The organism is Parasphingorhabdus cellanae (assembly GCF_017498565.1).
Taxonomy (GTDB): Bacteria; Pseudomonadota; Alphaproteobacteria; order Sphingomonadales; family Sphingomonadaceae; genus Parasphingorhabdus; species Parasphingorhabdus cellanae.
In genome coordinates, this window is record NZ_CP071794.1 from 950,750 (window position 1) to 976,578 (window position 25,829).

Here is a 25,829-nt window from a genome sequence, read left to right on the forward strand (position 1 = left end):
CGGTCAGGCCGCTTTCAACATGTGGTCAGTCAGCGCAATTTGGTTGGGAAACAGAGGTTTGAGCCGGTCGTCATGGGTGGCGATCAACAATGTGACACCATAGTCCGCGGCACATTCCAGTAAGAGATCGGCGACCTGCTGGGCGTTGCTTTCGTCAAGCGCAGAGGTTGGTTCATCGGCAATGAGCAGCCGCGGCCGAGTAACCAGCGCCCTGGCGATGGCCGCCCGCTGTGCCTCACCCTGACTCATCTGATGAGGCTTCGCTTTGGCGCGATGCGCGATGCCGAGCCGCTCCAACAGGGAAGCGATTAAAGGTGCATCTGTGGTCCCGCGTGACAATCGCTGGGCCAGCAAAAGATTGGCCGACAAATCCAGGGCTGAAACCAACCGTAAAGTCTGGAAGACGATCCCGATATGTTCGCGCCGGATTTTATCGCGGCCGCTTTCGGAGACGGCTGCCATATCATGGCCTGCTACTCTGATCGCGCCTTTTTCCGGTGACAAAAGCCCGCAGGTCAGGTTAATGAGGGTTGTTTTTCCCGAACCTGACGGACCGACCAGGAGATGATGATTTCCCTCCTCTATCGCAAGATTAAAGCGGGAAAACAGCGGGTTTTCGTTAATAGTATAATGAAGATTCTCGACTTCCAGCAACATGGATTTAGTGAAACGTCGCCTTGCCAACATCCAGATCGCTGGTTGCTGCAGTTGTAAGATTTTGCTGCTCGTCGTATTGCCCATTTTCCTGCTCTATGGCTTGATCACCTCCGCTTGCATCATCGCGTCGGCCAATTGGCGTTCCGCGAGAAACGGGCTCTTGTTCATCTGTATTCTGCGTATCAGTCCATGCTTTTTCTACAGGCTCTGCATCTGTATCCTGCGTTTTCGGCATGGGGGACATTTTTCTCTGTTGGTTGAGACTAGCACTCCATGAACTGCTATTGTCAGAGGGTTCTGCTTGAAACGGATTGAACCGTTGCATCCCAAAGCCGCCATCAAAATCGCCATGAAGACCACAGGCATGTACCGGTGTGCCCAAGCTCACTACGGCCAAAGATAGAATCGCGACTGTCCAAACTTTTTTAGCTTTAATCATGGATGTTATGATACATCATCTCTTATATTTATCCAAGCCTAATTCCATTTGATATTGTCGATCCAGTTTCCCCGTCACCCACGGCAATCCCGACACGTACCGATCATTTCAAGAAAAATCTGTTTGGCCTGGAAGCTTCGACCGTCGCAATGGCGTTCTAATCCTTCGATGGCCTCGGGACATTCCAGCAGTTCAAATTCACCACATTTGCGGCAAATGACGATGGCATCGGTTTTAGAGGATGCTACCACGAACGCATTACCCGCGGCTATCCGCCTTGCTTTGCCGCTTGAAACAAGGCGTTCAAGGACTCGATAGACTTGGGTTGCCGAAACCTTGGGCAACATATTTGCTATCTGATAGGCACCGACGGGCTGCGTGCTGTTGACGAGAACTTTCCAGACCTGCTCATCAACGACAAAAGCTTTCCGGCGTTTCACTTCCAAATACCGCTACCGACGGCACATCGCGAACGGCGCTTCCAGTTGATAATATGGGCCAGAGCAAGAATTGTAGCGCCGATAACGGTCAGAGTGATTTCATCGCTACGATATTGCTCGGTCAGAGCAGCAGTCATAAATAGCAATCCAATAATGCCCATTGCCAATGGTATGAATGACTTATGTTGGCGCCTACCCAGTACAAGGACTATCACGCTTAAGGGCAAGGCTGTGATCACAAGATAGAAATGAACCGATTCTGGTACAGTCAAGACAGCAGCTAAGGCAGGAATAGCGATCAGCAGCAGCGGAAGGCCCAGGCAATGGAAAAGACAAAGCCCTGACAGGAGCAGCGCCAAACTTTCCAGTCGGTTGGCGTATTGTGGAGACACTTTGGTATTTTCCTTGCAGCCATCAAGATAGGAAATTAGAACAATTATGATATGATACAACATAACATGATTCGCAAGGACTCAGTTTTATGACTTCAGATAATGGCGCGCGCTTACCTGTGACTGTCCTTTCCGGTTTTTTGGGAGCCGGCAAAACAACTCTACTAAACCATATTCTGAGTAATCGTGACGGCAAGCGCGTGGCAGTGATCGTCAACGACATGTCAGAAGTGAATATCGATGCGGATCTGGTGCGCGGCGGAGAAGCAGCTCTATCGCGATCTGAAGAGACGCTGGTCGAAATGACCAATGGCTGCATCTGTTGCACGCTGCGGGACGATTTGCTGCTTGAGGTGCGCAAGCTGTCCGAGGAAGGCCGCTTCGACTATCTCGTCATTGAAAGCACGGGCGTGTCCGAACCCTTGCCGGTGGCGGCAACTTTTTCCTTTCGCGACGAAGACGGGCAATGCCTGAGTGATGCGGCCCGGCTTGATTGCATGGTCACCGTGGTCGATGCGGTTAATCTTCTGAACGACTATTCCAGTCATGACTTCCTTGCGGATCGAGGCGAAACCGCTGGCGAAGGTGATGACCGCCAGCTGGTAAGCCTATTGGTGGAACAGATTGAATTTGCCGATGTCGTTATCGTTAACAAGGCAAGCGATGTATCGGCTGAACAGCTCACCATGGTTAAAAAAGTTGTCGCCTCGCTCAACGCTGATGCCAGGATCGTTGAAGCAGATCATGCGAAAGTTGAACTCGACGAGATACTCGATACCGGCCTTTTCGATGATGAAAAGGCGGAAATGCACCCGTTATGGGCCAAGGAGCTATACGACTATGGTAGCCACCGACCGGAGACCGAAGAATATGGTGTCGAGAGTTTTGTCTACCGCGCCCGCCGCCCATTTAATCCCTCCCGTTTCTATGATTTTCTAACGCAAAATGGCCTCGATACTGTTATCCGCGCCAAAGGGCATTTCTGGCTCGCTACCCGCCCCAATTTTTTAGGCGAGCTTGCTGTAGCCGGTAGCCAGACCATTACCGCGCGCATGGGTCGCTGGTGGGCCGCCGTTCCGAAAAACCTGTGGCCGGAAGATGGTTCATTTGAAGAATTTGTCTTGAAACATTGGGATCCAACATGGGGCGACCGGAGGCAGGAACTTGTGTTCATTGGCATCGGCATGGACGAGGCGCGTATCCGCCGCGAACTGGACGGCTGTTTGGTGAAAGAACAGATATTCGTGCCTGATATATGGTCAATACTGGCCGATCCCTTCCCGGCATGGGAAGCGCCGCAACCTGCTCTGGAGCCTGCCGAATGAGCGTGGATGCGAAAGAGCGGTCGATCGCATTCACTGCAAGAAATCCAAAAGCTCTGCGTGCGATTCGAGTTGAGGGCGTAGGAATTGCCATTTGGGAACGTTCAGCACCACCGGGCCTGTCGGACCTTAAACTGGATGGAATAGTTGATGTCCGTTTTACGGCAGATATCGATGAGCTACCTGCCATGCTCGATAGTGCTCTTGACGATGCAGGTCATGAAAAAAGTGTTGCTCGGGACATCCTGCACAACGATATTCTGGTGCTCGCCAATCGCTTTGCCCAAATCATGCAGAACGAATTTGTCGAAATCCGGCTCGAGTGTGTTACCACCAATGCCTGCAAGAAATTTCACACCGATTATGTCACAGCACGGCTGATCACCACCTATTTGGGGCAAGGCACACAATGGCTTGATAGCGAAGATACGGCCGATAGCGATTGCGGTGATCTCCATAATATCCAGCAGATGCAGGCGGGCGACGTCGCCCTGTTCAAAGGCCGCCTCTGGTCCCGGGACAAGGCTGGCATTCATCGCTCTCCACCGATTGAAGGCACTGGTGAGGAGCGGCTGTTGCTAGTTATCAACCCGGCAAGATTGAAGAATGCGATTTAGCAAAAACATAGATTTTGGCGGGGAATTTAACATGGTCTAAATGAGAGCCTAATGTTGGAAAATGTGGTTTCCTCACTGCCTACCGCGATTATCGTAGGCTCTACGGATGCCCGCCCGGCGAAGATGTCGCCAAACTCAGGGAGGCAGCAAGCCGCTTCCCCGGTCCAGGCGGCACCCGAATACAACAGATTGTTTGACGGCCGGCGTGGCCGTCCTTCTTATCTCAATGATTTAGAAATTACGTATGACACCTGAGCGCAACTCTATCGATCTCATGCATCGCTCGACCGAAAAACCCGAACAAGGCGAGCAGGTGCGCGATAAACATGTAAAGCTCTTCCATCTTGTCGCCGGCGGACCTTTGGTCGTTTCATTGTGTAGTGAGGAAAGCGATAGTTTATGCTTGGCACGTAGTTCAGTTGTGTTTAACGTTATTGTTGCACGAAGGTGCATTCGAGTTGGTGAACGGGAAACCGGTGCAAATCCGGTACTGACCTCGCAACGGTAATTGAGTGATCAGCAGCAAGATGCCACTTTCCTTTCAGGATGGGAAGGCGCTGCCTATCAACACTCGTCAAGTCCGGAGACCGGCCGCTCGAACCTTTTAAAATCACCGTCCGAGGACTGGCGGCTTATGGAGTTGGCAACATGAACCAACCTGCTAAAAACGGCCTTCTGGCCGCTTCGCTTGCGCTCGCGGGCGTTCTCTCCCATGCCTTGCCGCATCCGATGGGCGTATCGACCGTCGGCGCGATTGGAATGGTCGCTGCGGCTTATCTGCCGCGCAGGCTTATGCTGGTACCGGTATTTGTAACGGTGCTGCTTGTCGATGCGATGAATGGGTTTTACAGCGCGCTCGCGATGAGCTTCGTTTATACCGGGCACTTATTTGCGGCGGTCGCAGCGCGACCGGCATTGCGTAGGATCGGTTTTACTCCAGTAGCTTTCGCGGCGGTTGCGAGCGCGGTGGTATTCTATCTCATTTCCAACATTACACCGATGGCAATGGGTTTCTATCCTAACACAGTTGAGGGATGGATCGCCTGTTATGTCGCCGGGCTGCCCTTTCTACTGAAAGGTGCCCTCGCCAATGCGATATATGGCGGTGCAGCATTCGGAATCATCGCTTTGACGGGAGTATTCGATGCGGATCGTTTCGCTGCTGCCAAGCGCCACTGATATAGTTGTCGCGCTGGGTGCAGGCGGCGATCTGGTCGGAGTAAGTCATAGCTGTTCGGGCGAATGGGATCATTTGCCCAAACTGACCAGCACCTGGATCGACACGAAAGCCTCTGCCGCGCAGATCGACCGACAGGTCAGCACGGCGACACGGCCGCTATATCAGCTCGATATCGCGATGCTGGAACGGCTCGCGCCCGATGTGGTGATCAGCCAATCGCTATGCGATGTCTGCGCAGTGCCTTCGGGCGACGTGCGCGAGGCGGTTCTTTCGCTTTTGAACGCGCCGATCCTGGTCGATCTCGCCCCCAGCCGCCTGGCTGATGTGCCGGTCTGTTTTGGCCAGGTGGGGGAAGCCATCGGGCGAAAGCGAGCCGCTACCGAGCTTCGCGCAAAATGGGATGCGACTCTGGCCGAATATGACGGCCGCCATGCGGGAACTGGTCTTCGTGTGGCATTTCTCGATTGGCTCGACCCACCCTTTATTGCCGGGCATTGGATACCGGATATGCTCAAGACGCTGGGTATGACCTGCCTGCTGGGTAAGAGCGGCGAGCCCTCCTTTAAAGTCGGTTGGGACGAGGTTGCGAGAACCGCACCCGATATTGTCATTGCCGCCTGCTGCGGGTTGGACGAAGCAGCGGCCAAGGCAGCCGCAGTGCCGCTCGACTGTCCGGTACTTTTCCTCGATGGCCACATGCATTTCAGCCGCCCTAGCCCAGCCCTCCTTCCCAGCATCGTCATGCTGTCGGACGCAGTGTCGGAGTTCATGGAACTTGCCTGAGCCAAGCTATTGGGATTTGCACGATGCCGCTTGCGAACGCAGTGATTTCACCTATGAAGATCCCGAAACCGGATATGTCGTCTTCACGCGCCTTGGCCTCCTACAACGCACAAGGTGCTGCGGTGCCGGGTGTCGGCACTGCCCGTTCGACCATGACGGTGTGAAGTTGGCGGCGCGCACCCGCAAGATCCAGCAGGCGGCGTGGCTGACAGATGTGCATGATGATGCTGACGGCCCCGTGTCGCTACTTTTCTGGAGCGGCGGAAAAGACAGTTTTTTGGCGTTCCGCGCGCTGCAACGGGACGGACATACCAACATCGTGCTCCTCACCACTTTCGATGCGCGCAGTCGGATGATCGCGCATCAGGAGTTCGCAATTGAAGTTGTGGTTAAGCAGGCGGCGCAACTGGGTGTGCCGCTAATCGGCGTACCGCTTCATGCACGCGCGGACTATGTCGACCAGCTCGCTGCAGCGCTCAATCTGATCCCGGCTTGTGAACGGCTATGCTTCGGTGATCTTCATCTTATCCATATCCGCGAGTGGCGCGAGCAGGCCTTTGTCGGCCATCCGCGCACGGCGGAAATGGAACTGGTCTTTCCTTTGTGGAATGCGGATTATGATGCGCTGCTGGCAGATTTGAAAACGTCGGGAGCAACCAGCATCGTCAGCGCCGTCGCCCCCGATCTTCCGCAAATTTCCATCGGCGATGTTTTCGACGCTGACCTGCTTGCAAAGCTGCCGGACCATGTCGATCCGTTCGGCGAGAATGGCGAATTCCACACCCGAATCATGCTTGGGCCATCCTCGCCGAAATTGGACTAAGCCCAAACCTCAGAACCGGGCGCGCACACAGATGCAAAAGGAACGGTCAGGCTTTTCAAAACTGAACACGTCCTCGTAACCCTCATCTGCCACATTTTCTAGGCGGCCGAACAGATCAACCCGTTCGCTCAGCTTCACATCCGCATTCAAGTTTACGAGTAGATAATCGCGAAGCCTTATCCTGGCGGACAACAAGCTCGCTTTAAACGCTGGCTGGGACAAAGATTTGTTGGCAAGCGAACTGCAAGGCCCGATTGATCTGGTGTTGGATGACGCCGATGATTCTGATCCGGCTAAAACGGATAGTGCAGAGGATGTGATACCTCCCCGGCTCCCAAATGCCGCGGCAATCAGCGGCGATATCTGGCAACTGGGACGGCACGGTCTCATTTGCGGTGATGCTCAGAACAGTGTCGTCTTCGCTCAGTTGCTCGGTACAGAGCAAGCTGATCTTCTGTTCACCGACCCTCCCTATAATGTGAAAATTGATGGGCATGTCTGCGGCCTCGGCAATGTCCGGCACCGCGACTTTGCTTTTGCTAGCGGAGAGATGAGCCAGACGGATTTTACGACGTTTCTATCCACGACATTAGGTCATGCATCCGGTCATATGCGCGATGGCTCGATTGCTTATGTCTGCATGGACTGGCGTCATATGGGTGAACTGCTGGCAGCGGGCAATACTGTCTTCACTGAGCTTAAAAACTTGATCGTGTGGAACAAGACCAATGGCGGGATGGGTACCTTTTACCGATCCAAGCACGAACTGGTCTTTGTGTTCAAGAAAGGTATCGCTCCTCATACCAACAGCTTTGGTCTGGGAGAAAGCGGGCGTTATCGCACCAATGTCTGGGACTATGCCGGGATCAGCAGCATAAGTGCGAGCCGGGATGAAGAGCTGGCCATGCATCCCACCGTCAAGCCGGTCGCATTGGTTGCGGATGCCATTCGTGATTGTTCCCGGCGAGGCGAGATCATTCTCGACTGTTTCGGCGGATCGGGTTTTACGCTGATTGCCGCACACAAGACAGGCAGATGCGCCCGGCTGATTGAATATGATCCGCTCTATTGCGACACCATTGTTACGCGCTGGCAAGACTGTTTGCCGTTCGCGCCGGGCAACATTGGGCTATGCGCTAGAAATGGACGGGGTGGCCAGTGGATGCTTGATGTAAGCGGAAGCGTAAGAAAGCTGGTGGAACCGCTTAGATTATTGGTTCATTCTGGCTTTCTTATTACTTCCCTTTCTGGTTCAATGGCTCTGAAATCTTGCCAAGCCCTCGTGCATGAATAAACGAGCTAAGAGACGAATTGCAGATCAATTGTGAGTGCGGCGCGAGTAATTTGGGACGTCAGACGTTTTTCAAATCCTCCTACTGCTTCCCATTTTTTCGACGCCTCCATACTAATCGCCATCTGAATTACTAAAAAAGTTAGCGAATTCACCTTTAGCGCCGCTAACACTAATGTCCGCTTCTCTAATTGGTGATTGTCAAGTTCCCTATTTGGTTTGATTGTCGCCATCTGGGTCACGCTTCTCTCCGCAGTCTATGTTGCTAGCTGCATGCATGTATAAGATTGGTCAGGGAGTGCCTTGCTTTCAGGCGCGCTGTTTATGGCGCATCAGACACTTGCGGCATCATCCCCATACCTACGTCCAGATGAGGACGGGTCTTCCTTTGGTTTGATCAGGTGGCGATCATGCAGTTACCTCCTGATCATTCCATTGGAACTGGGTGCCATCGACCCACATGCGGTGGAGGATGACGGCAAGTTTGCGGGCAACAGCAACAGTGGCGCGGCGCCGGCCCTTCGTTCGAACCAGATGCAAGCCCCATGCTTTGAGCGGAGACATTTTGCGTGTTCGGGTGAGCAGCGAGTTTGCGGCAGAGTAAAGTGCTGAGCGTACATCGGATCACCGGCTTTGGATATGCGCCCCTGGTTGTCGCTTTCTCCGGACTGGAACCGTCTAGGTGTCAGTCCAAAGTGCGCGCCAACAAGCCTTGATGACGTGAAGCGTGCCGGATCATCAATGGCAGCCTTGAAGTGCAGCGCTGTGACAGCTCCGACGCCGGGTGCTGTCATCAACAGCATGCAGACCGGATCATTCCCCGCCACTAGCTTCACACGCCGGTCCAGCTCTTGATAGCTGGCCAGAAGCACCTGCTGAGCATCCAGCATCGGTAGAAGTGCATATAGCAAAGCCTCATCTGCTTCGATGATCGGTCTCACTGTCTGAGCAAAGCGGTGATGGGCGAGCGATGATGGCAACCGGATACCAAACACCTTGAGCAGCCCGCGTATCTCATTCTCCAGATCAATACAGCGGCGCAGCAACGCCTTCCGGCTCGTTAGCAAGGTTCGAACGTAGTGGCTCTCTTGGCTCTTCATATGCACCGGGCGATACCAACCGGAGCGGACCACTTGCGCGATACCACGCGCATCGTTCCTGTCCGTCTTGTTGCGCATCGCCGACAAAGCCGCGCCGACATGCCGGGCCTCCATGCAAATGACCCTATAGCCTGCTGCGTGCAATCCGTGGAACAATGTCTGGCTCATTGTGCCAGCCTCAAAGCCGACCCTCTCTATCGATTGATCCAGACCACGCAAGCATTCGACAATCTCACCCACCTCACAGGCCAGAGCCCGTTCCAGAACAATCTCGCCATCTCCAGTCACCACGCAAAGCGCAACCGAGCGCAGCGCCACATCCAGTCCTACATAATATCCCATCTTCTTATCCCTTCAGTTGCAGATCAATCACTGCAATCTAACGGGAACTCGACTCGTAATCAGTTCCGCCAATTACGAATACTTTCAGGATGTAGCGGCCACAAGCTTGTCAACTTGAAATCTTTCTGGCCGTTCTGTTTTTGATATGCGCCATGATCAGCAGAAGCGCACCGGCCATTGTCATGAGTTGCTCCGATAGCTGTGATTCAACAGTCAATGCCAAATCCAGCAAACCAAACGCCAGGGGCGCGAATATCCAAATTGATCGATTATATTTACCGCCAGCAACCAAAACAGGTCCGACGATCAAGACCACGGGGACTAACAATGTAACATGAAACCACTCAGAATCATCTAGTCATTCCGGCGACGGTTCCAAAATAATGAGCGGAAGCTCCGCCAGAAAGGGTGGTAGAACAAGGCAACGCATCAAACATAGGATCGATAATGATATATCCAATCGATCAGATGAGTCCGGGATGTGGAACTTAAATATTTTCAATGTCGGCTTGACTCATAAGGATAGTTCAGAGAACTACTTCTCCATCTATGAGATGTTATATCATAGATGTTCTCAAGTCCCGTTTGGACAAAATTTCAGGATCATCCAATGAAAAACACAAAGCTCTGGTCTCTCAATCTGCTCATCGCGGTATCGCTGGCTGGACCCGTTTCAGCGAAAGAGGGTATGTACACGCCGGACCAGCTGCAGGAAATCAAGGAAGAGCTGAAACAAACCGGGCTTGAGATTGCGCCGGAAACGCTTGCCGATCTGACCGGTTTTCCGATGGGCGCAGTTGTCTCTCTGGGCGGTTGTTCTGCCAGCTTTGTTTCCCCTGAAGGCCTGGTTGTTACCAACCATCACTGCGCACGCGGGTCGGTCCAATATAATTCAACAGCCGAAAAAAATTACCTACAAGATGGTTTTCTAGCGACTGCCAAAGATGACGAATTACCCGCAGCACCCGGTTCTCGCATTTATGTGACTACAGGTGTAGTCGATGTGACCGAACGGATACGAGAGGGCACCGCGGATCTTGTACCTCTTGATCGCTACTCTATTGTGGAACAGCACAGCAAAGATATTATTGCTGAATGCGAAAAAGAGGCGGGTCTTCGCTGCCAAGTGGCCAGTTTCTATGGCGGCGCACAATATAAGTTAGTGAAACGTCTGGAAGTGCGCGACGTGCGGCTGGTCTATGCGCCGGCCGATGCTGTTGGCAAATATGGCGGTGATATCGATAACTGGCAATGGCCGCGCCATACCGGTGACTTTGCGTTTTACCGGGCCTATGTCGCGCCCGACGGATCGGCGGCAGATTTCGATGAAGCCAATATCCCATATCGTCCCAAACATCATCTAAAGGTTAGCGCATCTGGCCTCAAAGATGGCGATTTTGTAATGGCGGCGGGTTATCCCGGTACAACCAGCCGCTATACGTTACTCGCCGAAGTGGAAAATACCTTCAACTGGACCTATCCAACCTTCGAACTGCTGCTGAACGACTGGATCAATACGATTGAGGAAGCGGCACCCGTGGGTTCGGAGGCCAGGGTGAAGTATGAATCTCGTCTTGCCGGATTGAACAATTTCAAGAAGAATTTGCGCGGGCAAATTGAAGGCGCAAGACGCGTTGGACTCGTTGATCGCCGCCGTACGAGAGAGGCCTCCCTAACCAAGTGGATCGCAGCCGATAGTACGCGGGCTGGTTATGGCGCGGCAATAGAAAAGCTCGCAACCTTATCGGAAGAGCAGGCAAAAGCTGGCAGAACCAATTTCTGGTATCGCAATGTGTCTCGCCCACAACTGTTTTCCGCAGCCCGGCGGCTCTATCGATTGACGCAAGAGCGCCAAAAGCCTGATGCTGAAAGAGAACCCGGCTATCAGGAGCGCGACATGACGTTTTTCCGCGAAGGCCTTCAGGCGCTGGACCGGCGCTTTGATCCGACAGTTGATAAGGCAGAATGGCTCTTGTTCCTGAGCGGTTATCTCAAGCAACCAGCAGAAGAACGGGTGCCAGCATTTGATCAGGCATTGAAGCTTGATGCCAATACAAGCGAAGCGGATCTGCCCGGCATAATAGAGCGGTTCTATGCAGATACAAAGCTGGGTGATGGCGACACGCGCCTTGCCCTGATGGAAGCTACAACCGAAGAGCTGGAAGCAAGCAGCGATCCTTTCATGCAATTGGCGGTGGCAACATATGAATATGACCGCGCGTTGGAAAAGCAGAGTGAAGAGCGCAGCGGTCGCTCATTGGCGCTGCGCCCGGACTATATGGAGGCCATTACCAAGTGGCAGCGTGAGCGCGGTCAGCTTACCTATCCCGACGCTAACAGCACATTGCGTGTGACATTTGGCACTGTGCTAGGCGGCAGCCCGCGCGATGGCATGATGTATTTGCCATTCACGACATTGGAGGGGATTACAGACAAAGATACTGGCGAGGATCCCTTCAACGCTCCTGCCAAGATGCTGGAGCGGATCGAGGCTAAGGATTACGGCCGCTATGCGCTGGATAGTTTGAATTCAGTGCCCGTGAATTTCCTGTCCGATCTCGATTCAACCGGTGGCAATAGCGGATCAGCAACGCTCAATGCGCGGGCGGAGCTGGTTGGCCTGTTATTTGATGGTACCTTTGAAAGTGTCAATTCCGACTGGGACTTTGATCCGCGCACTACCCGTACAATCCATGTCGACACGCGTTATATGTTGTGGGTCATGGACAAGGTTGATGGCGCGCAGGCGTTGATCGCGGAAATGGACATCGTTGAATAATAAGCACACCGCGCTGCTCTCTATAGTCTGAAGGAAATATCATTGAGAATCTTGGTTTTTATCGCAGCATTTCTGCTTGCTTCACCCGCTTTGGCGCAAGGCATACAGCAAACCAAAGGTGATTTTCAGGACAAGTTTCGTCAACTCGACGAAGTCTTGCCCGATCCCAATGTCTATCGCAATGCGTCTGGCGCGCCGGGTCATCAATATTGGCAACAGCGGGCGGACTACCGGATTACAGCTGAGCTGGATGAGAAAAAGCGGCGGCTAACCGCGCAAGCGACAATAAACTACACCAATAACTCGCCAGACGTACTGCCTTGGATCTGGATGCAGCTTGATCAGAATATCTTCCGCAAGGACTCCGTTGCCGAACTGACAAACACCTTCGGCGGCCCCGGTCGTCGTGGCCCGGTTGTTAAGCCAGCCGATGGTGATGAACCAGCCAAGCTGTCTCTCGGTGAACTGCGCCGTCAGCAAGCAATGGCCGACAATGACTATGGCTATGACATTCGCAGCATCACCTTGCCAGATGGATCCAAGCTTTCTCATACTATCGTCGGCACCATGATGCGCATTGACCTGCCAATGCCACTTAAGCCGAACGAGAGCGTTGAATTCCAGATCGATTGGGCGTTTAACATTGTAGAGGAAAATGCGGTTCGCGCGCGTTCGGGATATGAGCATTTTCCCAATGACCCGCGCTCGGGCGGGAACGACATTTTTCTTTTTGCACAATGGTTTCCCCGTCTGGTTGCCTATTCAGATTATGAAGGCTGGCACAATAAGGAGTTTCTGGGACGCGGCGAATATACGCTGGAATTTGGTGATTATGATGTCACTATGGCGGTACCGAACGATCATATCGTGTCCTCTACCGGCATATTAGCAAACCCGATTGATGTTTTGACAGCAACCCAGCGCCAACGCCTTGAGACTGCCAAAAACGCCGATAAACCGGTATTCATCGTCACACCACAAGAAGCAGCAGCCAATGAGCGCACAGGGCCAAGCGGCACCAAGATCTGGCGCTATACCGCGAAAAATGTGCGAGACTTTGCCTGGGCAAGCAGCCGCAAATTCATGTGGGATGCGCAGGGGCACAAGCAGCCTGGGGCTGAACATGATACAGTCATGGCCATGTCTTTCTGGCCCAAAGAAGGCGGTGAGCTGTGGCGTAAATATTCCACTGCGTCCGTCGTTCACACCATGAAGGTCTATTCCCGGTTCAGCTTTGACTATCCCTATCCGACCGCGCAATCGGTCAACGGGCCGGTGGGCGGCATGGAATATCCGATGATCACCTTTAACGGGCCCCGGACGACGCTTAACAAGGATGGAAGCCGTACCTATTCGCTGTCAGAGAAGGTTTTCCTAGTCGGCGTCATCATTCATGAAATTGGCCATATCTATTTCCCGATGGTGGTCAATTCCGATGAGCGGCAATGGACCTGGATGGATGAGGGAATCAATTCTTTCCTCGATAGTGTTGCGGGCTATGAGTGGGATCCGGATATGCCCTGGACACGCAGCCTTCCTCGCGACCTGATCCCTTATATGACCTCTTCTCAACAGGTTCCCATTATGACTCATTCAGACAGCGTGCTGAATCTGGGGCCAAATGCCTATGGCAAGCCATCGGCTGCTTTTCATATCTTGCGCGACACTGTTATCGGGCGCGAACGCTTTGATTTCGCGTTGAAAGAATATTCCCAACGCTGGAAACATAAACGGCCCACACCGGCTGACTTTTTCCGCACGATGGAAGAAGCCTCCGGTACCGATCTGGACTGGTTCTGGCGCGGTTGGTTCTATACCACCGACCATGTTGATATTTCTCTGGATACCATCCACAAATTGCGGATCGATACGGAAAATCCAAACATTGATCTGCCGCGCCGCCGCGGTGAACTTGCTGATGATCCTGAAAAAGTCGGCAACCGTTTGAACCGCGAAGAGCGCGTGCCGATCTGGGTTTTGGAAAATCCCGGCGTGACTGATTTTTATGACGAAAATGATGAATTCACTGTCACGCCAAAGGATCGCAAGTCCTATAAGGAGTTTCTGGAATCCATGGACGAACCATGGATGCGCCCCACCTTTGACCGGGCTGTGAAAGAGGATGCCAATTATTATGTGCTGAGCTTTTCCAACAAAGGCGGATTGGTCATGCCGATCATTCTGGATTTGACATTTGCTGATGGCAAGACCGAACGGATGATGATCCCAGCTGAGATCTGGCGGCGTAATGCCAGAGAAGTCAAAAAAATGCTGGTATTTCCGAAAGGCAAAACGCTTGCCAAGGTTGTCGTTGATCCTGATTGGGAAACCGCGGACGCTGACGTTGAAAATAATCACTATCCGCGCAGGATGATCGAAAGCCGGATTGAAGCGTTTAAGTCACCGGACAGAAAAGAGCGTGTTCAACGCGATCTGATGGGTGAAGCGCGCGGCACCGAAAAGAATAAGACAGGACGAAAATGAGACTGCCCTCTCTGTTGATGGTCTTGCTGATGGCGCTGTCGCTGGCTGTTCCCGCAGCAGCGCATCAGCAAAAGATCACCATTTCCACTGTCTCACATAATCCTCGGACAGAAATGCTTGAGGTGGTTCATCGCATCACCTTGCATGATGCGGAGCACGCGTTGAAGTCATTGGGCGTTAGGGCGCCGGATATTGTCGCCGATATGGATAACAGGCGGGCCTTTGCAAAATATGTTGCCGAACGTTTTACAATCAGTGTGGAAGATGAACCGGTGGACCTGATGCTGCTTGGTAGCGAGATCGACGCAGGAAGCTTGTTCATTTATCAGGAAATGCCCTCTCCGGCGCGGGGAAGCGAATTGCAAATATCCTCGCAGATATTGACCGATATTTCGTCGCGTCAGGAAAATCGCGTCAATCTTGGCGTGGGAACCAAGGTCAAAACGCTTATCTTTCGTGCTGGTGACGGATTTCAGGCCGCTGTCTTGCCATAGGCTTACCCGTCGCTGAGCGAATCGGGTGCCCCGTGCTCCACAGTCATGCGTTTGCGGGTTCGCAGTTGCCCGCCGCGTTCGGTAACGCAGTCCACCGTTTTAAACTCCGTCATCCAGCGGTCAGACTTTACATCACATACTACATAGCCACGCTGAGAGTTATGCCATTTGAGGCTAGCATTTTCGCGTTGGATGGCCTTTGTGCTTTCACGCTGATCTTCACCATCGCCGCCCGATGAAATGGACGTGGCAACAAACTCAGTGGCAATGGGTTTGGAGCCTGGGCGCCTGCCATCCATATGCAATTCGCCTGCATAATTCTGGTGTTCGTCGCCGGTTAGCACAACGACGCTGTCTAGCCCCAATGTAGTGATCTGTTCCAAAACCCGGTTGCGTGGCACGCGATATCCCGCCCAGCTATCAAGATTTTCGGTATGCTCCGGGCCAGGCATGCGATCAAGGTCCATCATCATGACCTGTTGTGCCAATACCTGCCAGCGGGCGTTGGAGCTGCCGAGCTTGTTAAACAGCCAGCTTTCCTGACGCTGGCCGAGCACTTGCGCATTGTCGCCATCGATATCCTTACAGGGAATGCCCCATTTGTCATCGCAGGGTTGATCCGTGCGATATTGCCGGGTGTCGAGCAGGTTGAAATCCATCAGATCGCCAAATTGGGCCTGCCGATAAAGCTGCATCGCCGGACCCACAGGCAAGGCAGAGGCGCGCAGGGGCATATGCTCGTAATAAGCCTGTACCGCCATCTGGCGACGCAGATTGAAAAGCGCTTCCGGCGTTCCGTCCTGGTCAATAGCGCCAACCCAATTATTGTCTATTTCATGATCGTCCCAAGTCATGAACCAGGGCGCAGCGGCATGCGCAGCCTGTAGGTCTACATCCATCTTATATTGGGCATAGCGCCGACGGTAATCATCGATCGTATAGATTTCATCTCCCGCATGTGGCCGGACCACTTCGACAGGCCCTTTCGACCTGTTGCGGAAACGGTTCTCGCGATATTCATAGATATAATCGCCATAGCAATAGACGAAATCAGCTTCTTCTGCGGCGAGGAAGCGATGGGCGGTGTAATAGCCCTCCTCATAGTTCTGACAGCCTGCTACCGCGAAACGGAGCCTGTCTAATGGCTGTCCAACCGATGGGGTCGTCCTGCTACGGCCAATGGCACTTCGTTCCCGGCCGACAACAAACCGGTACCAATAGGGCCGATTGGGTTCGAGCCCGGCGACCGCCACATGTACAGCATGACCCAGCTCTGGGCGGGCATAGGCGGTGCCACGCGCCACAATATCGCGCATTCGCTCATCACTAGCCACCAGCCACTCGACTTCAACAGCGGCAGCAGGCATGCCATAGCCTATGGAAAGCGGGTCAGGCGCAAGACGCGTCCAGATTACAAATCCATCTGGTGCAGGTTCCCCTGACGCTACCCCAAGCTGAAAAGGATAGGTCCTAAAGACAGGCGCAGCGAGAAGTGGCGCGCCGATCGTCAGGCCCAACGCCGCAATGGCACCACCCCCAAATGTCTTGAGTGCATGGCGCCGACTCATATCAAGTCTGCGGGAGCGCAAATCAGCCATAAAACGAATCCTCTTTAATGTTGGTCGTAAGGTGCCGGTTTGCTGTGTCAATTTCATGGCAAAGCACGGTATCTAGCGCCGATGGCTCGTTCCGGCTCAGCGAAATGACCGGAATGTAGAACTTTCTGTTGCAAAGAACTTTCGATTGCGTATCTGAGATATGATATATCATCTCATATTTTAGGGGTTTAATGTGAAGAAAATAATATTTGTTGCACTGGGGTTGTTGGCAAGTCCAGCACTGGCTGAAAATGATGCAGACGCGGATGGCAGTCTGAATCATCCCATTGAAGATGATGAGACTATTATTGTCACTGCGGATTATGTCTCCGAATTTGACATTCTTGCAGGGACCTCGGTTATTGCCAGAGATAATATCCTGCGCAGTATGCAACCGCAGCTTGGGGATGTTCTGACGAAACAGCCGGGCGTTTCGGCGACGTCCTTCGGGCCGGGTGCTTCGCGGCCAGTACTGCGAGGCCTGCAAGGCGAAAGGGTTCGGGTGTTAACAGATGGTATCGGCACGCTTGATGTTTCCAACACGTCGGCTGATCACGCTGTTACTATCGACCCCCTCACGACCGATAGAATCGAGATATTCCGCGGGCCGGCGGCATTGTTGTTCGGCAGCCAAGCAATCGGCGGCGCGGTGAATGCAATCGACCGGCGTATTCCTAGGGAAGTCCCAGAAAATGGCTTTCACGTCGATCTGCTGGGCAATTATGGTAGCGCTTTTGATGAGGCCAGTATTGGCGGCGCTTTGGAAGTGGCGCTGAGCGACCAGTTTGTCGTCCATATCGATGGCAGCTATCGTGATACCGGTGATGTGGAGGTTGGCGATTTTGTGCTGACTCCCGCCCTGCGCGCCCAACAGTTGGAGGTCGCCGCTGAAGAACAGGAAGAAGGCAATCTTGATGAAGCAGCGGAAGCCCTAGAACTTGCCGGTTTGCGCGGTCAACTGCCCAATAGTTTCACCGAGACCTATACATTTGGCACCGGTTTTGCGCTGATCAACGAACGCGGAAGCCTGGGGGCTTCGATCAGTCTTTATGACACGCGCTATGGGATACCGGCACGTCCGGGGGCGGAGCATCATGGCGAAGAAGGAGAAGAGGAAGGCGAAGGCGAAGGAGAAGGAGAAGAAGGCGAGGCACCGGTTTCGATCGATTTGCGCCAATGGCGAGCCGATCTGCGCGGAGAAATATTCACCGGCGGCGGTTTTCTGGAATCGGTTCGCTTTCGTGCTGGCTATTCCAACTATGAACATACTGAGTTTGAAGGCGATGAGGTCGGCACTGTTTTTGACAGCGAAGGCTTTGAGGCCCGTCTGGAATTTGTCCAGGCGGACCGCGACGGCTGGCGCGGCGTAACTGGTTTTCAGGGCCTTACGCGCGATTTTGTGGCAACCGGGGCCGAAGCCTTCGTACCGCCCAACGTCACCGACCAATATGGCCTGTTCACACTGCAGGAGTTTCAATGGGATAAAGTCGGACTGGAGTTGTCCGCGCGTTTTGAAAAGACCGACGTCCAGTCGAACAGCGTCGCCATTGGCCTGGAAGAAGCGGCGGTGATTGTCCCGATTGATCGCAATTTCAATGCGTTCTCGGTTGCTGCGGGGACCAGTTACAGCATCGCCCCAGATGTTCGAATCGGGATTAATGCCAGCCGGGTAGAGCGAGCACCTTCTGCCGAGGAGCTGTTCTCCAACGGACCGCATGTGGCAACCCAAGCCTTTGAAATTGGCAATCCTTTTTTTGACAAGGAAACCTCTTTGGGACTGGAAGCATATGTGCGTGGCAAGAGCGGTCCAGCCCGTTTCCAGCTTGCCGCTTATCACAACTGGTTTGATGATTTTATCTATGAGATCGAAACCGGAGGCGAAGCAGATGGCTTGCCTATATTCCAGTTTTTTCAGTCCGACGCCCGATATTGGGGATTTGAAGCCCAGGTTGCTGTTGATGTGGTGCAATCTGACAACGTGACCGTAACCGTCGATGCGGTGGCGGACTATGTCCGTGCAACCATCGAGGATGACGGCCCCGCGCCCCGCATTCCGCCACTGCGATTGTTAGGTGGTCTAGAAGCGAGCACTGGAAGCTTACGTGGGCGGGCAGAGATCGAATGGGTTGACAGCCAAAACCGGACATCAGCATTTGAGCTTCCCACCGATGGCCATACGCTCGTAAATGCATCATTCTCTTGGAAACCATTTGGTGAAGAAAGTGAGCATATTTTGATCTTGTCCGCTGATAATATTTTTGACGTCGATGCGCGTCGCCATGCTAGTTTCACCAAGGATTTTGTGCCTCTGACGGGCCGGAATTTCAAGGTTTCTGCGCGGATCAGTTTCTGATGACAGTTGCTAGATCTAACCACGGCCTGCGGTCTTTCCATCGATTGAAATTTCGGCTGAAGTCGCGAGGTAAATTCATCCCAGAAGCTTTACAGCAACCATGTTGAGGATTGAGCGCAGATGCCAGATACCCGCATCCCTGTTTCCCTGATAACCGGTTTTCTAGGATCTGGTAAAACGACCTTGCTGAATCATTTGATGCCACTGCCACAAATGTCCAAGGCGCTGGTTATCATCAACGAATTTGGATCGATCGGAATCGACCATGATCTCGTGGCACATAGCAACGAAGACGACACGATTGTTGAGATGGCTAACGGTTGCCTATGCTGCACCATAAAGGGAGATCTTCAGAAAACGTTGAATGAAGCTCCCTGGCGGTTTGCTCGCGACGGGCAGCGCTGGTTTGACCGTGTGCTGATCGAAACGACCGGCCTCGCCGATCCAGCCCCGATCATTCACACGGTGATGGCGGATGACAAGTTGAAGGCGCTGTACCAGCTTGACGCTGTGATTGCCCTTGTCGATGGCTACAACGGAAATTCCACGCTCGATATTCAGGTGGAAGCGGTAAAGCAGGCTGCGGTTGCCGATCAGCTGTTGATCTCGAAGACCGACATTGCGGATGCTGCTGACATCGCAAGGTTGAAAGCACGGCTACGCAAACTCAACCCAGCCGCTCCTATGCATCTGCTTCCCGGCGAAACAGACGATCTTGCGCGCCTTTTTAACGGTCCGACTTTCAATCCGAAATTGAAGCACGAAGATGTGCAAGCCTGGTTGGCTGCCGAAGCCTATAAGGGGGGGCATCATCACCATCATGAATCTCATGACCATTCCCATGACCACGATCATGCGCATGACATAAACCGCCACGATGAGAGGATAAGATCGGTTTGCCTGACGATCGAAGAACCGCTCCCTGCTCAGGTATTCGACAGTTGGCTGGAAATGCTAGTAGCGTTCAACGGCGTCAATGTGCTGCGCGTCAAGGGGATCATCAAACTCGCAGAACTTGATAAACCCCTTGTCATTCACGGTGTACAGCACATCTGGCATCCGCCGGAGATACTGGAAAAATGGCCAGGCGATGATCGCCGCTCCCGCATCGTCTTCATCCTCCGAGATCTAGAAGAAACTGAACTGCGCGACATGCTGACATTCGTACAAAATAAATCCGCCAAAACTTCGGTTGTAGGATTGGACAGTGTCGGTTGACGGAACAATCTGCAAATTGGAGGCTCGTTATTCGCTGTCATCATGCAGTTCTAATGTCCGTTTTCGGGGGTGGTTTCAACCGGTGGCTGCAACACACGCCTCGAACCGTTCTGCAGGCGTTTCATAGCTGAGGGTCTTTCTAAGACGCTCGTTAAGTTGTCTTGCTACCGCATTAAGTTTGACCTGGCTATAGACGGATAGATCGGTACCTTTTTGGAAGTATTGACGCAGCAGTCTGTTAGTATTTTCGTTTGAACCGCGCTGCCATGGGCTGTGCGGGTCGCAGAAGTAAACATCTGCATTGGTCGCCAGTTTGAAGCGTTTGTGATCAGCAAGCTCCTTGCCTCGATCCCATGTCAGTGATTTATAGAGTTCACTCGGCAGCTTGTGCGATTGCTTGAGCAATGCCGAGACGACGCTGTTTGTATCTTTGTTCGCCACCTTTGCCAGCATGACGTAGCGCGAATGGCGCTCCACTAGCGTTGCGATATAGCTGTTCGTGGAACCTGCTATGAGATCACCTTCCCAGTGCCCCGGTATAGCGCGAACTTCAACTGATGCAGGACGTTCACTGATCGATACGGCATCCTTGATTTGACCAAGACCATCCCGCTTCAGGCTAGCGTACTGGGAACGGCGTATTTTGCGCTTGGCCCGTAAGTGGGAGAGGAGCTCCTTCTTGAGCACACCGCGTGCCTGAACATATAAGCTGCGGTAGATCGTCTCATGCGACACGTGATTATGTCCTTCACCGGGATATTTGCGCCTAAGCCAGCCAGCAATCTGTTCCAGTGACCAGTGGCGCTGTAGCTTCCCCGCCACTGTTTGGCACAAAGATCGATTGCAAGCGAGTTTGCACGGCTTGGGTCGCCTTGACCGATCCCATGCCGATTGATCCGATCTGGCAGCCCGGTAGCGACTGGTTCCACCGTTACGTTTGACCTCACGGCTAACGGTCGATGGCGAACGCCCAAGTCGGCGCGCTATCGACCGCATTGATAGAAAGCTGGTCAGGCCTCGTGAAATCTCTTCGCGTTCAGCAAGAGTGAGCGCCAATCTGGACCGCTTACGCGTCGGTGGACGAATGCCACCAGTGTGAGCCAGCAGCGGATAGATCGAAGAGGAATCCCGATCAAAGCCCCGACCAATCGAACTCATCGACTCCCCGCGCTGCCAGCGATCCCATATCTCGTGCTTCTGATCGACTGTAAAATATATCCGTCGTCTCTGCTTCGTATCTAACACTCCATCTTCAAATCTAAAGATTAAAGTGTTGCGGCCACCGGTTGAAACCGCAGCCCCAATCCAAGACGAAAGTCTATAGGTTATTAGTGCCTGGAAGCGGACATTCTCTTTGGTCTTTCCGGCCGAGGAGAAAGTAAATGACATACTCATAATTTGATCCAGCAGCGCAGAATAGGGTGCCATGGAACTTTGAGGCTAAGATTGGTCCCAAACGCCCACTCAACCAGAAACAGATTTGGGCCATTCGGTTCTTCCTCGATCGGGAGGAGCGTATTCGCGATCGCGCTCTATTTGATCTGGCGATCGACAGCAATATTTAGAAGAATTGCGCTACAGTGCGCTGATCTTGGTTTGGTCGATATCATGGGCTCGAAACTTCTTAAGGAGATAAATGCGATTTCAACTCACTCTCTTCGGGTGGGTCTGACACAAAATCGGTTTGCAGCAGGTGCTGTTGGCGCGGGTATTGCCCATGCTTTACGTTGGAATTCTCCTGCAACGGCCTTGCGATATGCGTGTAAACTCCGGGTGAAAAGCAATGTGGCGGCAAAGGTTATCGGGGCGGTTCGGAAATAGAAAATTGTGTTTACATCAGTGATTTTGTCAAATTCCCGCAAGCTTCTGAGTGTTTTTTCAGCTCGCTCGCCCCTGCGGCTGCTTAAAATTGCAATTCCGCTCTCAATTGTTAGGTCAGCACAAATTTTAAGACTGACATTTGTGTTGATTGAACACTAGCCGAAGCTATGATGTGTGTTCTATCATGAGATGAATGTTAACAAGTATATTAAATATGTTTTCCCGATGAAATCAATTAAGTTCTCAAAAGTAGAGGTTTTGTGTCTGAATTCATAGTTTTCATAATTCTGGAATCTGTAAATTTGCGACCAATAGGGTCATAATTTGAGAAATGAAATGAAACTCTTTCGAGATGAAGTTATTCTGAAGCGAAGACCGGAATTACACGGTGACATCAGCTTAATTCTACCTTTCCGTTGGCATCTAATATCGTCCCTTCTCGCAGTCACTGCAATAATTTTGCTGATAGCTCTTTTGTCAATGTCATATACAGATTTCGAAAAAAGCAGAGGTCATCTTACTTTATCAGAGGGGCTAATCAATGTTTCACCTCCACTAATGGGTCGAGTAGACGATCTCTTCATCGCTGACGGTGTAGATGTGAAGAAACATGAGCCTCTTCTAAAAGTGAACATTTCGCAAACTGATCCAACGAGTCCTGGAAGCAAACAAAAGATTTTAGATCTGATTTTGCAACAAAGAAAAATATTAGATGATCAATCCAATTTCTCTACGGCACTGGCAAATTCCGAGCTTCGAAAGTTAGATGTAAAAATCGATTCTTTGCGAAATCAGGTTTCAAGCATTGGAACGCAAATAGAATCCCAAAAAACACTACTAAAAGATGCAATCGAGGACCTTCAGCAAGCAAAAGAAATTGCTACTCGAGGATTCTTAAGCAGGAGGGATCTCGCGCGGCGAGAAGAACTCGTGGTGAGCCGAGAACAAGGGCTGGAAGCTCTGCGCCAAGATCTTTTTTCCAAGAAAGCTGAGTTGCAGGAGTCTGCGCTGGCTCAAACCTCAATAAATACCCAATTGATGTCGAGGAAAGGCGAAATCGCGAGAGATCAAACGCGCCTCAGTGAGCAGGAGGAATCCGCCGTCGGTAATACTGAATATATACTTTCAGCGCCGGTCGATGGAACTGTGACAGCGCTATTGGCACATCGAGGAGACGTTGTTTCGCCGGATAAAGCGGTGATGGTCATCGTTCCAGATGATGGGACGTTGGTGGCGGAATTTTATGTGTCTATGAAAGCGACAAATTATGTCCGCAAAGGTCAACGTATAGAAATAGAAGTCGACGCTTTCCCATTTGAAAGATTTGGACGAGTATCTGCTACAGTTGAAGCGGTATCGAAAGCGCCCGTGCCAATTGAAACCCCAAGCGAAAACACCAAATTTGCTTATGTCGCTCGCGCCAAACTTGACCAAGATCACATTGAAGCTAAGGGAAAGCGATTCTCATTGGTTCCAGGTATGGAACTCAGTTTTCGAGTAGCATTAGATAGCAAATCATTGGCGGGATGGCTTTTCGGGCCCCTTATTTCATGATTGATAAATGAGCAATACACTAGATATTGGGCTGTTTGCAAAAAACAAAGTTCGCCTTGTAACGCAAACGGCGGTGGCCGAATGCGGCCTTGCGTGTCTCGCAATGGTGGCTTCGTACCATGGCCTCGAAGTTGATTTGGCAACTTTAAGACATAAATTTCGGCCATCGACGCGCGGCATTACATTAAAATCCTTAATGCAGATGTCAGATCAAATGGGGCTCTCATCTCGCGCGGTTCAACTCGAATTGGAAGACTTGGGCGCATTACGTATGCCTGCTATTCTGCATTGGGATATGGCGCACTTCGTCGTGATTGAGCAAGTACGGTCACAAAAGGCTTTAATCCATGATCCCGGGGGGTCAGCAAATGGATCTCATTCGAAAAAATTTCAGATCATTTCACGGGAGTCGCTCTTGAGCTAGAACCTTTGGATGAGTTCGAGCAAGGGGATTTTCGTCAGCAACTAAAATTATCAGACTTATGGTCGAACATAAAAGGCACAAAACGGGCGGTTGGCCAAGTGGTTCTGCTTTCTTTATTGCTTCAGGTATTTGCGCTTTCGACGCCGTATTATGTCCAACTAGCTGTTGATCAAGCTCTTCAGAACCAAGATATTCCGTTTCTTATTAAGCTAGCTCTTTTTTTTGCAGCACTAATCGTTTTGGCCGGAATGACCACAATTCTTCGTTCGTCAATTTTATTGAGTCTTGGATCGCTTTTCGGAAGCGGATTGTCCTCGAACATATCTCGCAAACTTTTCAGACTACCGATAGATTGGTTTTATCGTCGTCATCTCGGTGACATATTATCTAGATTTCAATCTGTTACCCCAATTCGCAAACTTTTGGCAGAAGACGCGCCAGCTGCAATTGTTGATGGAGTGCTCGCGCTTTCGACACTGATCGTAATGGCAATATACTCTAATTTGCTCGCATTTGTCTCGTTCGTTGGAATGGTGGGGATAATTGCGGTTCGCTTATCCATCTTTTTGGCCCAACGACGAGCGCAAGAGGATATGCTAATAGCGAATGCTCGCGAACAATCTGTTCTCATCGAGACATTACGTGGCATCCGTTCTTTAAGACTATCAGGGCAGGAGTCTCTCCGACATGCGCTCTGGCGGACACGAATGGTAGAAGCGGTAAACTCGGCCATCCGATTTAATCGACTAGAAAACTGGCAAAACGCACTAGAATATACGATTCTCGGTATAGAAAATGTGGTTGTGATCCTTGTCGCTATCAGCCTTGCTGTTGAAGGAGGGTTTACCGTTGGAATGATAATGGCATTCCTAGCCTATAAGGTTCTATTTTTTGTCGCCGTTTCAACCTTGTTGGATCGGTTCATCGAATTCAAAATGCTTGATCTTCACTTGGAACGACTAGCTGATATAGCCCTTACAGAAGATGACTTAGGATTGCAGGAATATGGAAATGTACAGGCAAATTTGGTAGGTTCAATTGAACTACGCGGAGTGAAATATCGCTATGGTGACACAGAGCCATACGTACTCAACGGTATTGACCTCAAAATTTCAAATGGCGAGACAATTGCAATAACTGGCACGTCTGGAGGTGGAAAGTCCACCCTGATTCATTTGCTTTTGGGTCTATTTCGACCGTCTGCTGGAGAAGTTTGGATAGACGATGTGCCAATACACACATTTGGATATCAAAATTATCATAGACAAGTGAGCGCAGTATTGCAGGATGACACCCTGTTCGCCGGATCGCTTGGCGACAATATTACTATGTTTGATGAAAACCCGGATATGGAAAAGGTTGTCAAGGCATCGACAGCCGCTGCTATATACAGCGATGTAAAAAAGATGCCGATGGGCTTTGATACTCTCGTAGGAGATATGGGCAACGCGTTGTCAGGGGGGCAGCAGCAACGGGTCATCTTAGCGCGAGCGTTGTATAGGGAGCCCAAGGTATTGGTGCTGGACGAAGCAACTTCACATTTGGATGAGGAAACAGAAAAAAGCATCAACGAGGCAATAGCAAATTTGGGTATCACGCGAGTTATTGTAGCTCATCGGAAAGAGACCATTGCGAAAGCTGATAGGGTTGTTCGCTTAGATCGTGGATTAGTGACTGCTATACGATAAGGCTATTTAGGTATACCTTTGTGGGTATTT

At 51.7% G+C, this 25,829-nt stretch carries 22 protein-coding genes, 1 pseudogene and 1 riboswitch; of the genes and pseudogenes, 14 read left to right on the forward strand and 9 right to left on the reverse strand.

Going from position 1 to position 25,829, the window contains the following annotated elements; translation table 11 throughout:
* Positions 1 to 3 precede the first annotated feature (3 nt).
* The 4 genes from J4G78_RS04740 to J4G78_RS04755 all read right to left on the reverse strand — a co-directional run bounded on the left by J4G78_RS04740 (position 4) and on the right by J4G78_RS04755 (position 1,928).
* Positions 4 to 741, reverse strand: coding sequence for an ABC transporter ATP-binding protein (locus J4G78_RS04740; RefSeq protein ID WP_243457226.1), 738 nt, complete (start codon positions 739 to 741; stop codon positions 4 to 6).
* Positions 662 to 1,096, reverse strand: coding sequence for a hypothetical protein (locus J4G78_RS04745; protein WP_207988942.1), 435 nt, complete (start codon positions 1,094 to 1,096; stop codon positions 662 to 664). The genes J4G78_RS04740 and J4G78_RS04745 overlap by 80 nt, the downstream gene beginning before the upstream one ends.
* Positions 1,097 to 1,170: 74 nt before the next feature.
* Positions 1,171 to 1,536, reverse strand: a complete 366-nt coding sequence (locus tag J4G78_RS04750) for a Fur family transcriptional regulator (protein ID WP_243457296.1) — start codon at positions 1,534 to 1,536, stop codon at positions 1,171 to 1,173.
* Positions 1,533 to 1,928, reverse strand: a complete 396-nt coding sequence (locus J4G78_RS04755) for a MerC domain-containing protein (RefSeq protein WP_207988946.1) — start codon at positions 1,926 to 1,928, stop codon at positions 1,533 to 1,535. The genes J4G78_RS04750 and J4G78_RS04755 overlap by 4 nt, the downstream gene beginning before the upstream one ends.
* Before the next feature lie 89 nt (positions 1,929 to 2,017).
* On the opposite strand from J4G78_RS04755, the gene J4G78_RS04760 reads away from it, so the two are divergent.
* The 6 genes from J4G78_RS04760 to J4G78_RS04785 all read left to right on the forward strand — a co-directional run bounded on the left by J4G78_RS04760 (position 2,018) and on the right by J4G78_RS04785 (position 7,947).
* Entirely contained in the window at positions 2,018 to 3,253 is a 1,236-nt protein-coding gene (locus tag J4G78_RS04760; protein WP_207988948.1) for a GTP-binding protein, read from the forward strand.
* Positions 3,250 to 3,867: a DUF1826 domain-containing protein gene (locus J4G78_RS04765; protein ID WP_207988950.1), complete on the forward strand. Its 618-nt coding sequence runs from the start codon at positions 3,250 to 3,252 to the stop codon at positions 3,865 to 3,867. The genes J4G78_RS04760 and J4G78_RS04765 overlap by 4 nt, the downstream gene beginning before the upstream one ends.
* Before the next feature lie 428 nt (positions 3,868 to 4,295).
* Positions 4,296 to 4,478, forward strand: a riboswitch (cobalamin riboswitch).
* Positions 4,479 to 4,515: 37 nt separating this feature from the next.
* Positions 4,516 to 5,046: a DUF6580 family putative transport protein gene (locus J4G78_RS04770; RefSeq protein ID WP_207988952.1), complete on the forward strand. Its 531-nt coding sequence runs from the start codon at positions 4,516 to 4,518 to the stop codon at positions 5,044 to 5,046.
* On the forward strand, positions 5,012 to 5,830 hold the full coding sequence (locus J4G78_RS04775) for an ABC transporter substrate-binding protein (RefSeq protein WP_207988954.1): 819 nt from the start codon (positions 5,012 to 5,014) through the stop codon (positions 5,828 to 5,830). Before J4G78_RS04770 ends, J4G78_RS04775 begins: the two co-directional genes overlap by 35 nt.
* Positions 5,823 to 6,653, forward strand: a complete 831-nt coding sequence (locus tag J4G78_RS04780) for a Dph6-related ATP pyrophosphatase (protein ID WP_243457227.1) — start codon at positions 5,823 to 5,825, stop codon at positions 6,651 to 6,653. The genes J4G78_RS04775 and J4G78_RS04780 overlap by 8 nt, the downstream gene beginning before the upstream one ends.
* Positions 6,654 to 6,879: 226 nt before the next feature.
* Positions 6,880 to 7,947, forward strand: coding sequence for a DNA-methyltransferase (locus J4G78_RS04785; protein ID WP_243457228.1), 1,068 nt, complete (start codon positions 6,880 to 6,882; stop codon positions 7,945 to 7,947).
* 5 nt (positions 7,948 to 7,952) lie between these two features.
* On the opposite strand, the gene J4G78_RS04790 is transcribed toward J4G78_RS04785, so the two are convergent.
* The 3 genes and pseudogenes from J4G78_RS04790 to J4G78_RS18370 form a co-directional block, all read right to left on the reverse strand.
* Positions 7,953 to 8,186, reverse strand: a complete 234-nt coding sequence (locus tag J4G78_RS04790; RefSeq protein WP_207988958.1) for a hypothetical protein — start codon at positions 8,184 to 8,186, stop codon at positions 7,953 to 7,955.
* A gap of 174 nt (positions 8,187 to 8,360) precedes the next feature.
* Complete coding sequence (locus tag J4G78_RS04795; protein ID WP_207988960.1) at positions 8,361 to 9,386, reverse strand: IS110 family RNA-guided transposase; 1,026 nt, start codon at positions 9,384 to 9,386, stop codon at positions 8,361 to 8,363.
* A gap of 109 nt (positions 9,387 to 9,495) precedes the next feature.
* A pseudogene (locus tag J4G78_RS18370) lies at positions 9,496 to 9,723 on the reverse strand (MerC family mercury resistance protein); the annotation flags it as partial.
* 273 nt (positions 9,724 to 9,996) lie between these two features.
* On the opposite strand from J4G78_RS18370, the gene J4G78_RS04805 reads away from it, so the two are divergent.
* The 3 genes from J4G78_RS04805 to J4G78_RS04815 are packed head-to-tail and all read left to right on the forward strand — an operon-like array spanning position 9,997 to position 15,143.
* Positions 9,997 to 12,165: a S46 family peptidase gene (locus J4G78_RS04805; protein ID WP_207988965.1), complete on the forward strand. Its 2,169-nt coding sequence runs from the start codon at positions 9,997 to 9,999 to the stop codon at positions 12,163 to 12,165.
* A gap of 42 nt (positions 12,166 to 12,207) precedes the next feature.
* Complete coding sequence (locus J4G78_RS04810; protein WP_207988967.1) at positions 12,208 to 14,649, forward strand: M1 family metallopeptidase; 2,442 nt, start codon at positions 12,208 to 12,210, stop codon at positions 14,647 to 14,649.
* Positions 14,646 to 15,143: a DUF6702 family protein gene (locus tag J4G78_RS04815; protein WP_207988969.1), complete on the forward strand. Its 498-nt coding sequence runs from the start codon at positions 14,646 to 14,648 to the stop codon at positions 15,141 to 15,143. Before J4G78_RS04810 ends, J4G78_RS04815 begins: the two co-directional genes overlap by 4 nt.
* A 2-nt stretch (positions 15,144 to 15,145) precedes the next feature.
* Here J4G78_RS04815 and J4G78_RS04820 read toward each other — a convergent pair whose 3' ends face one another.
* Entirely contained in the window at positions 15,146 to 16,741 is a 1,596-nt protein-coding gene (locus J4G78_RS04820; RefSeq protein ID WP_207988970.1) for an alkaline phosphatase D family protein, read from the reverse strand.
* Between the two features lie 193 nt (positions 16,742 to 16,934).
* Here J4G78_RS04820 and J4G78_RS04825 point away from each other — a divergent pair, with 193 nt between their 5' ends.
* Together J4G78_RS04825 and J4G78_RS04830 are read left to right on the forward strand one after the other, a co-directional pair.
* Positions 16,935 to 19,094: a TonB-dependent receptor domain-containing protein gene (locus J4G78_RS04825; RefSeq protein WP_207988972.1), complete on the forward strand. Its 2,160-nt coding sequence runs from the start codon at positions 16,935 to 16,937 to the stop codon at positions 19,092 to 19,094.
* Positions 19,095 to 19,214: 120 nt separating this feature from the next.
* Entirely contained in the window at positions 19,215 to 20,312 is a 1,098-nt protein-coding gene (locus tag J4G78_RS04830; RefSeq protein ID WP_207988974.1) for a CobW family GTP-binding protein, read from the forward strand.
* A 75-nt stretch (positions 20,313 to 20,387) separates the two neighbouring features.
* Here J4G78_RS04830 and J4G78_RS04835 read toward each other — a convergent pair whose 3' ends face one another.
* On the reverse strand, positions 20,388 to 21,557 hold the full coding sequence (locus tag J4G78_RS04835) for an IS30 family transposase (protein ID WP_207990417.1): 1,170 nt from the start codon (positions 21,555 to 21,557) through the stop codon (positions 20,388 to 20,390).
* Between the two features lie 900 nt (positions 21,558 to 22,457).
* Between J4G78_RS04835 and J4G78_RS04840 the strand changes: the two genes are divergently transcribed.
* Genes J4G78_RS04840 through J4G78_RS04850 form a run of 3 tightly spaced genes read left to right on the forward strand, consistent with a single transcriptional unit; the run spans position 22,458 to position 25,799 of the window.
* Complete coding sequence (locus J4G78_RS04840) at positions 22,458 to 23,687, forward strand: HlyD family secretion protein (protein WP_207988975.1); 1,230 nt, start codon at positions 22,458 to 22,460, stop codon at positions 23,685 to 23,687.
* 7 nt (positions 23,688 to 23,694) lie between these two features.
* Positions 23,695 to 24,111 (forward strand): cysteine peptidase family C39 domain-containing protein, encoded by a 417-nt coding sequence (locus J4G78_RS04845; protein ID WP_207988977.1) that lies wholly within the window; start codon positions 23,695 to 23,697, stop codon positions 24,109 to 24,111.
* A 5-nt stretch (positions 24,112 to 24,116) separates the two neighbouring features.
* Entirely contained in the window at positions 24,117 to 25,799 is a 1,683-nt protein-coding gene (locus tag J4G78_RS04850) for a peptidase domain-containing ABC transporter (RefSeq protein ID WP_207988979.1), read from the forward strand.
* Positions 25,800 to 25,829 lie beyond the last annotated feature (30 nt).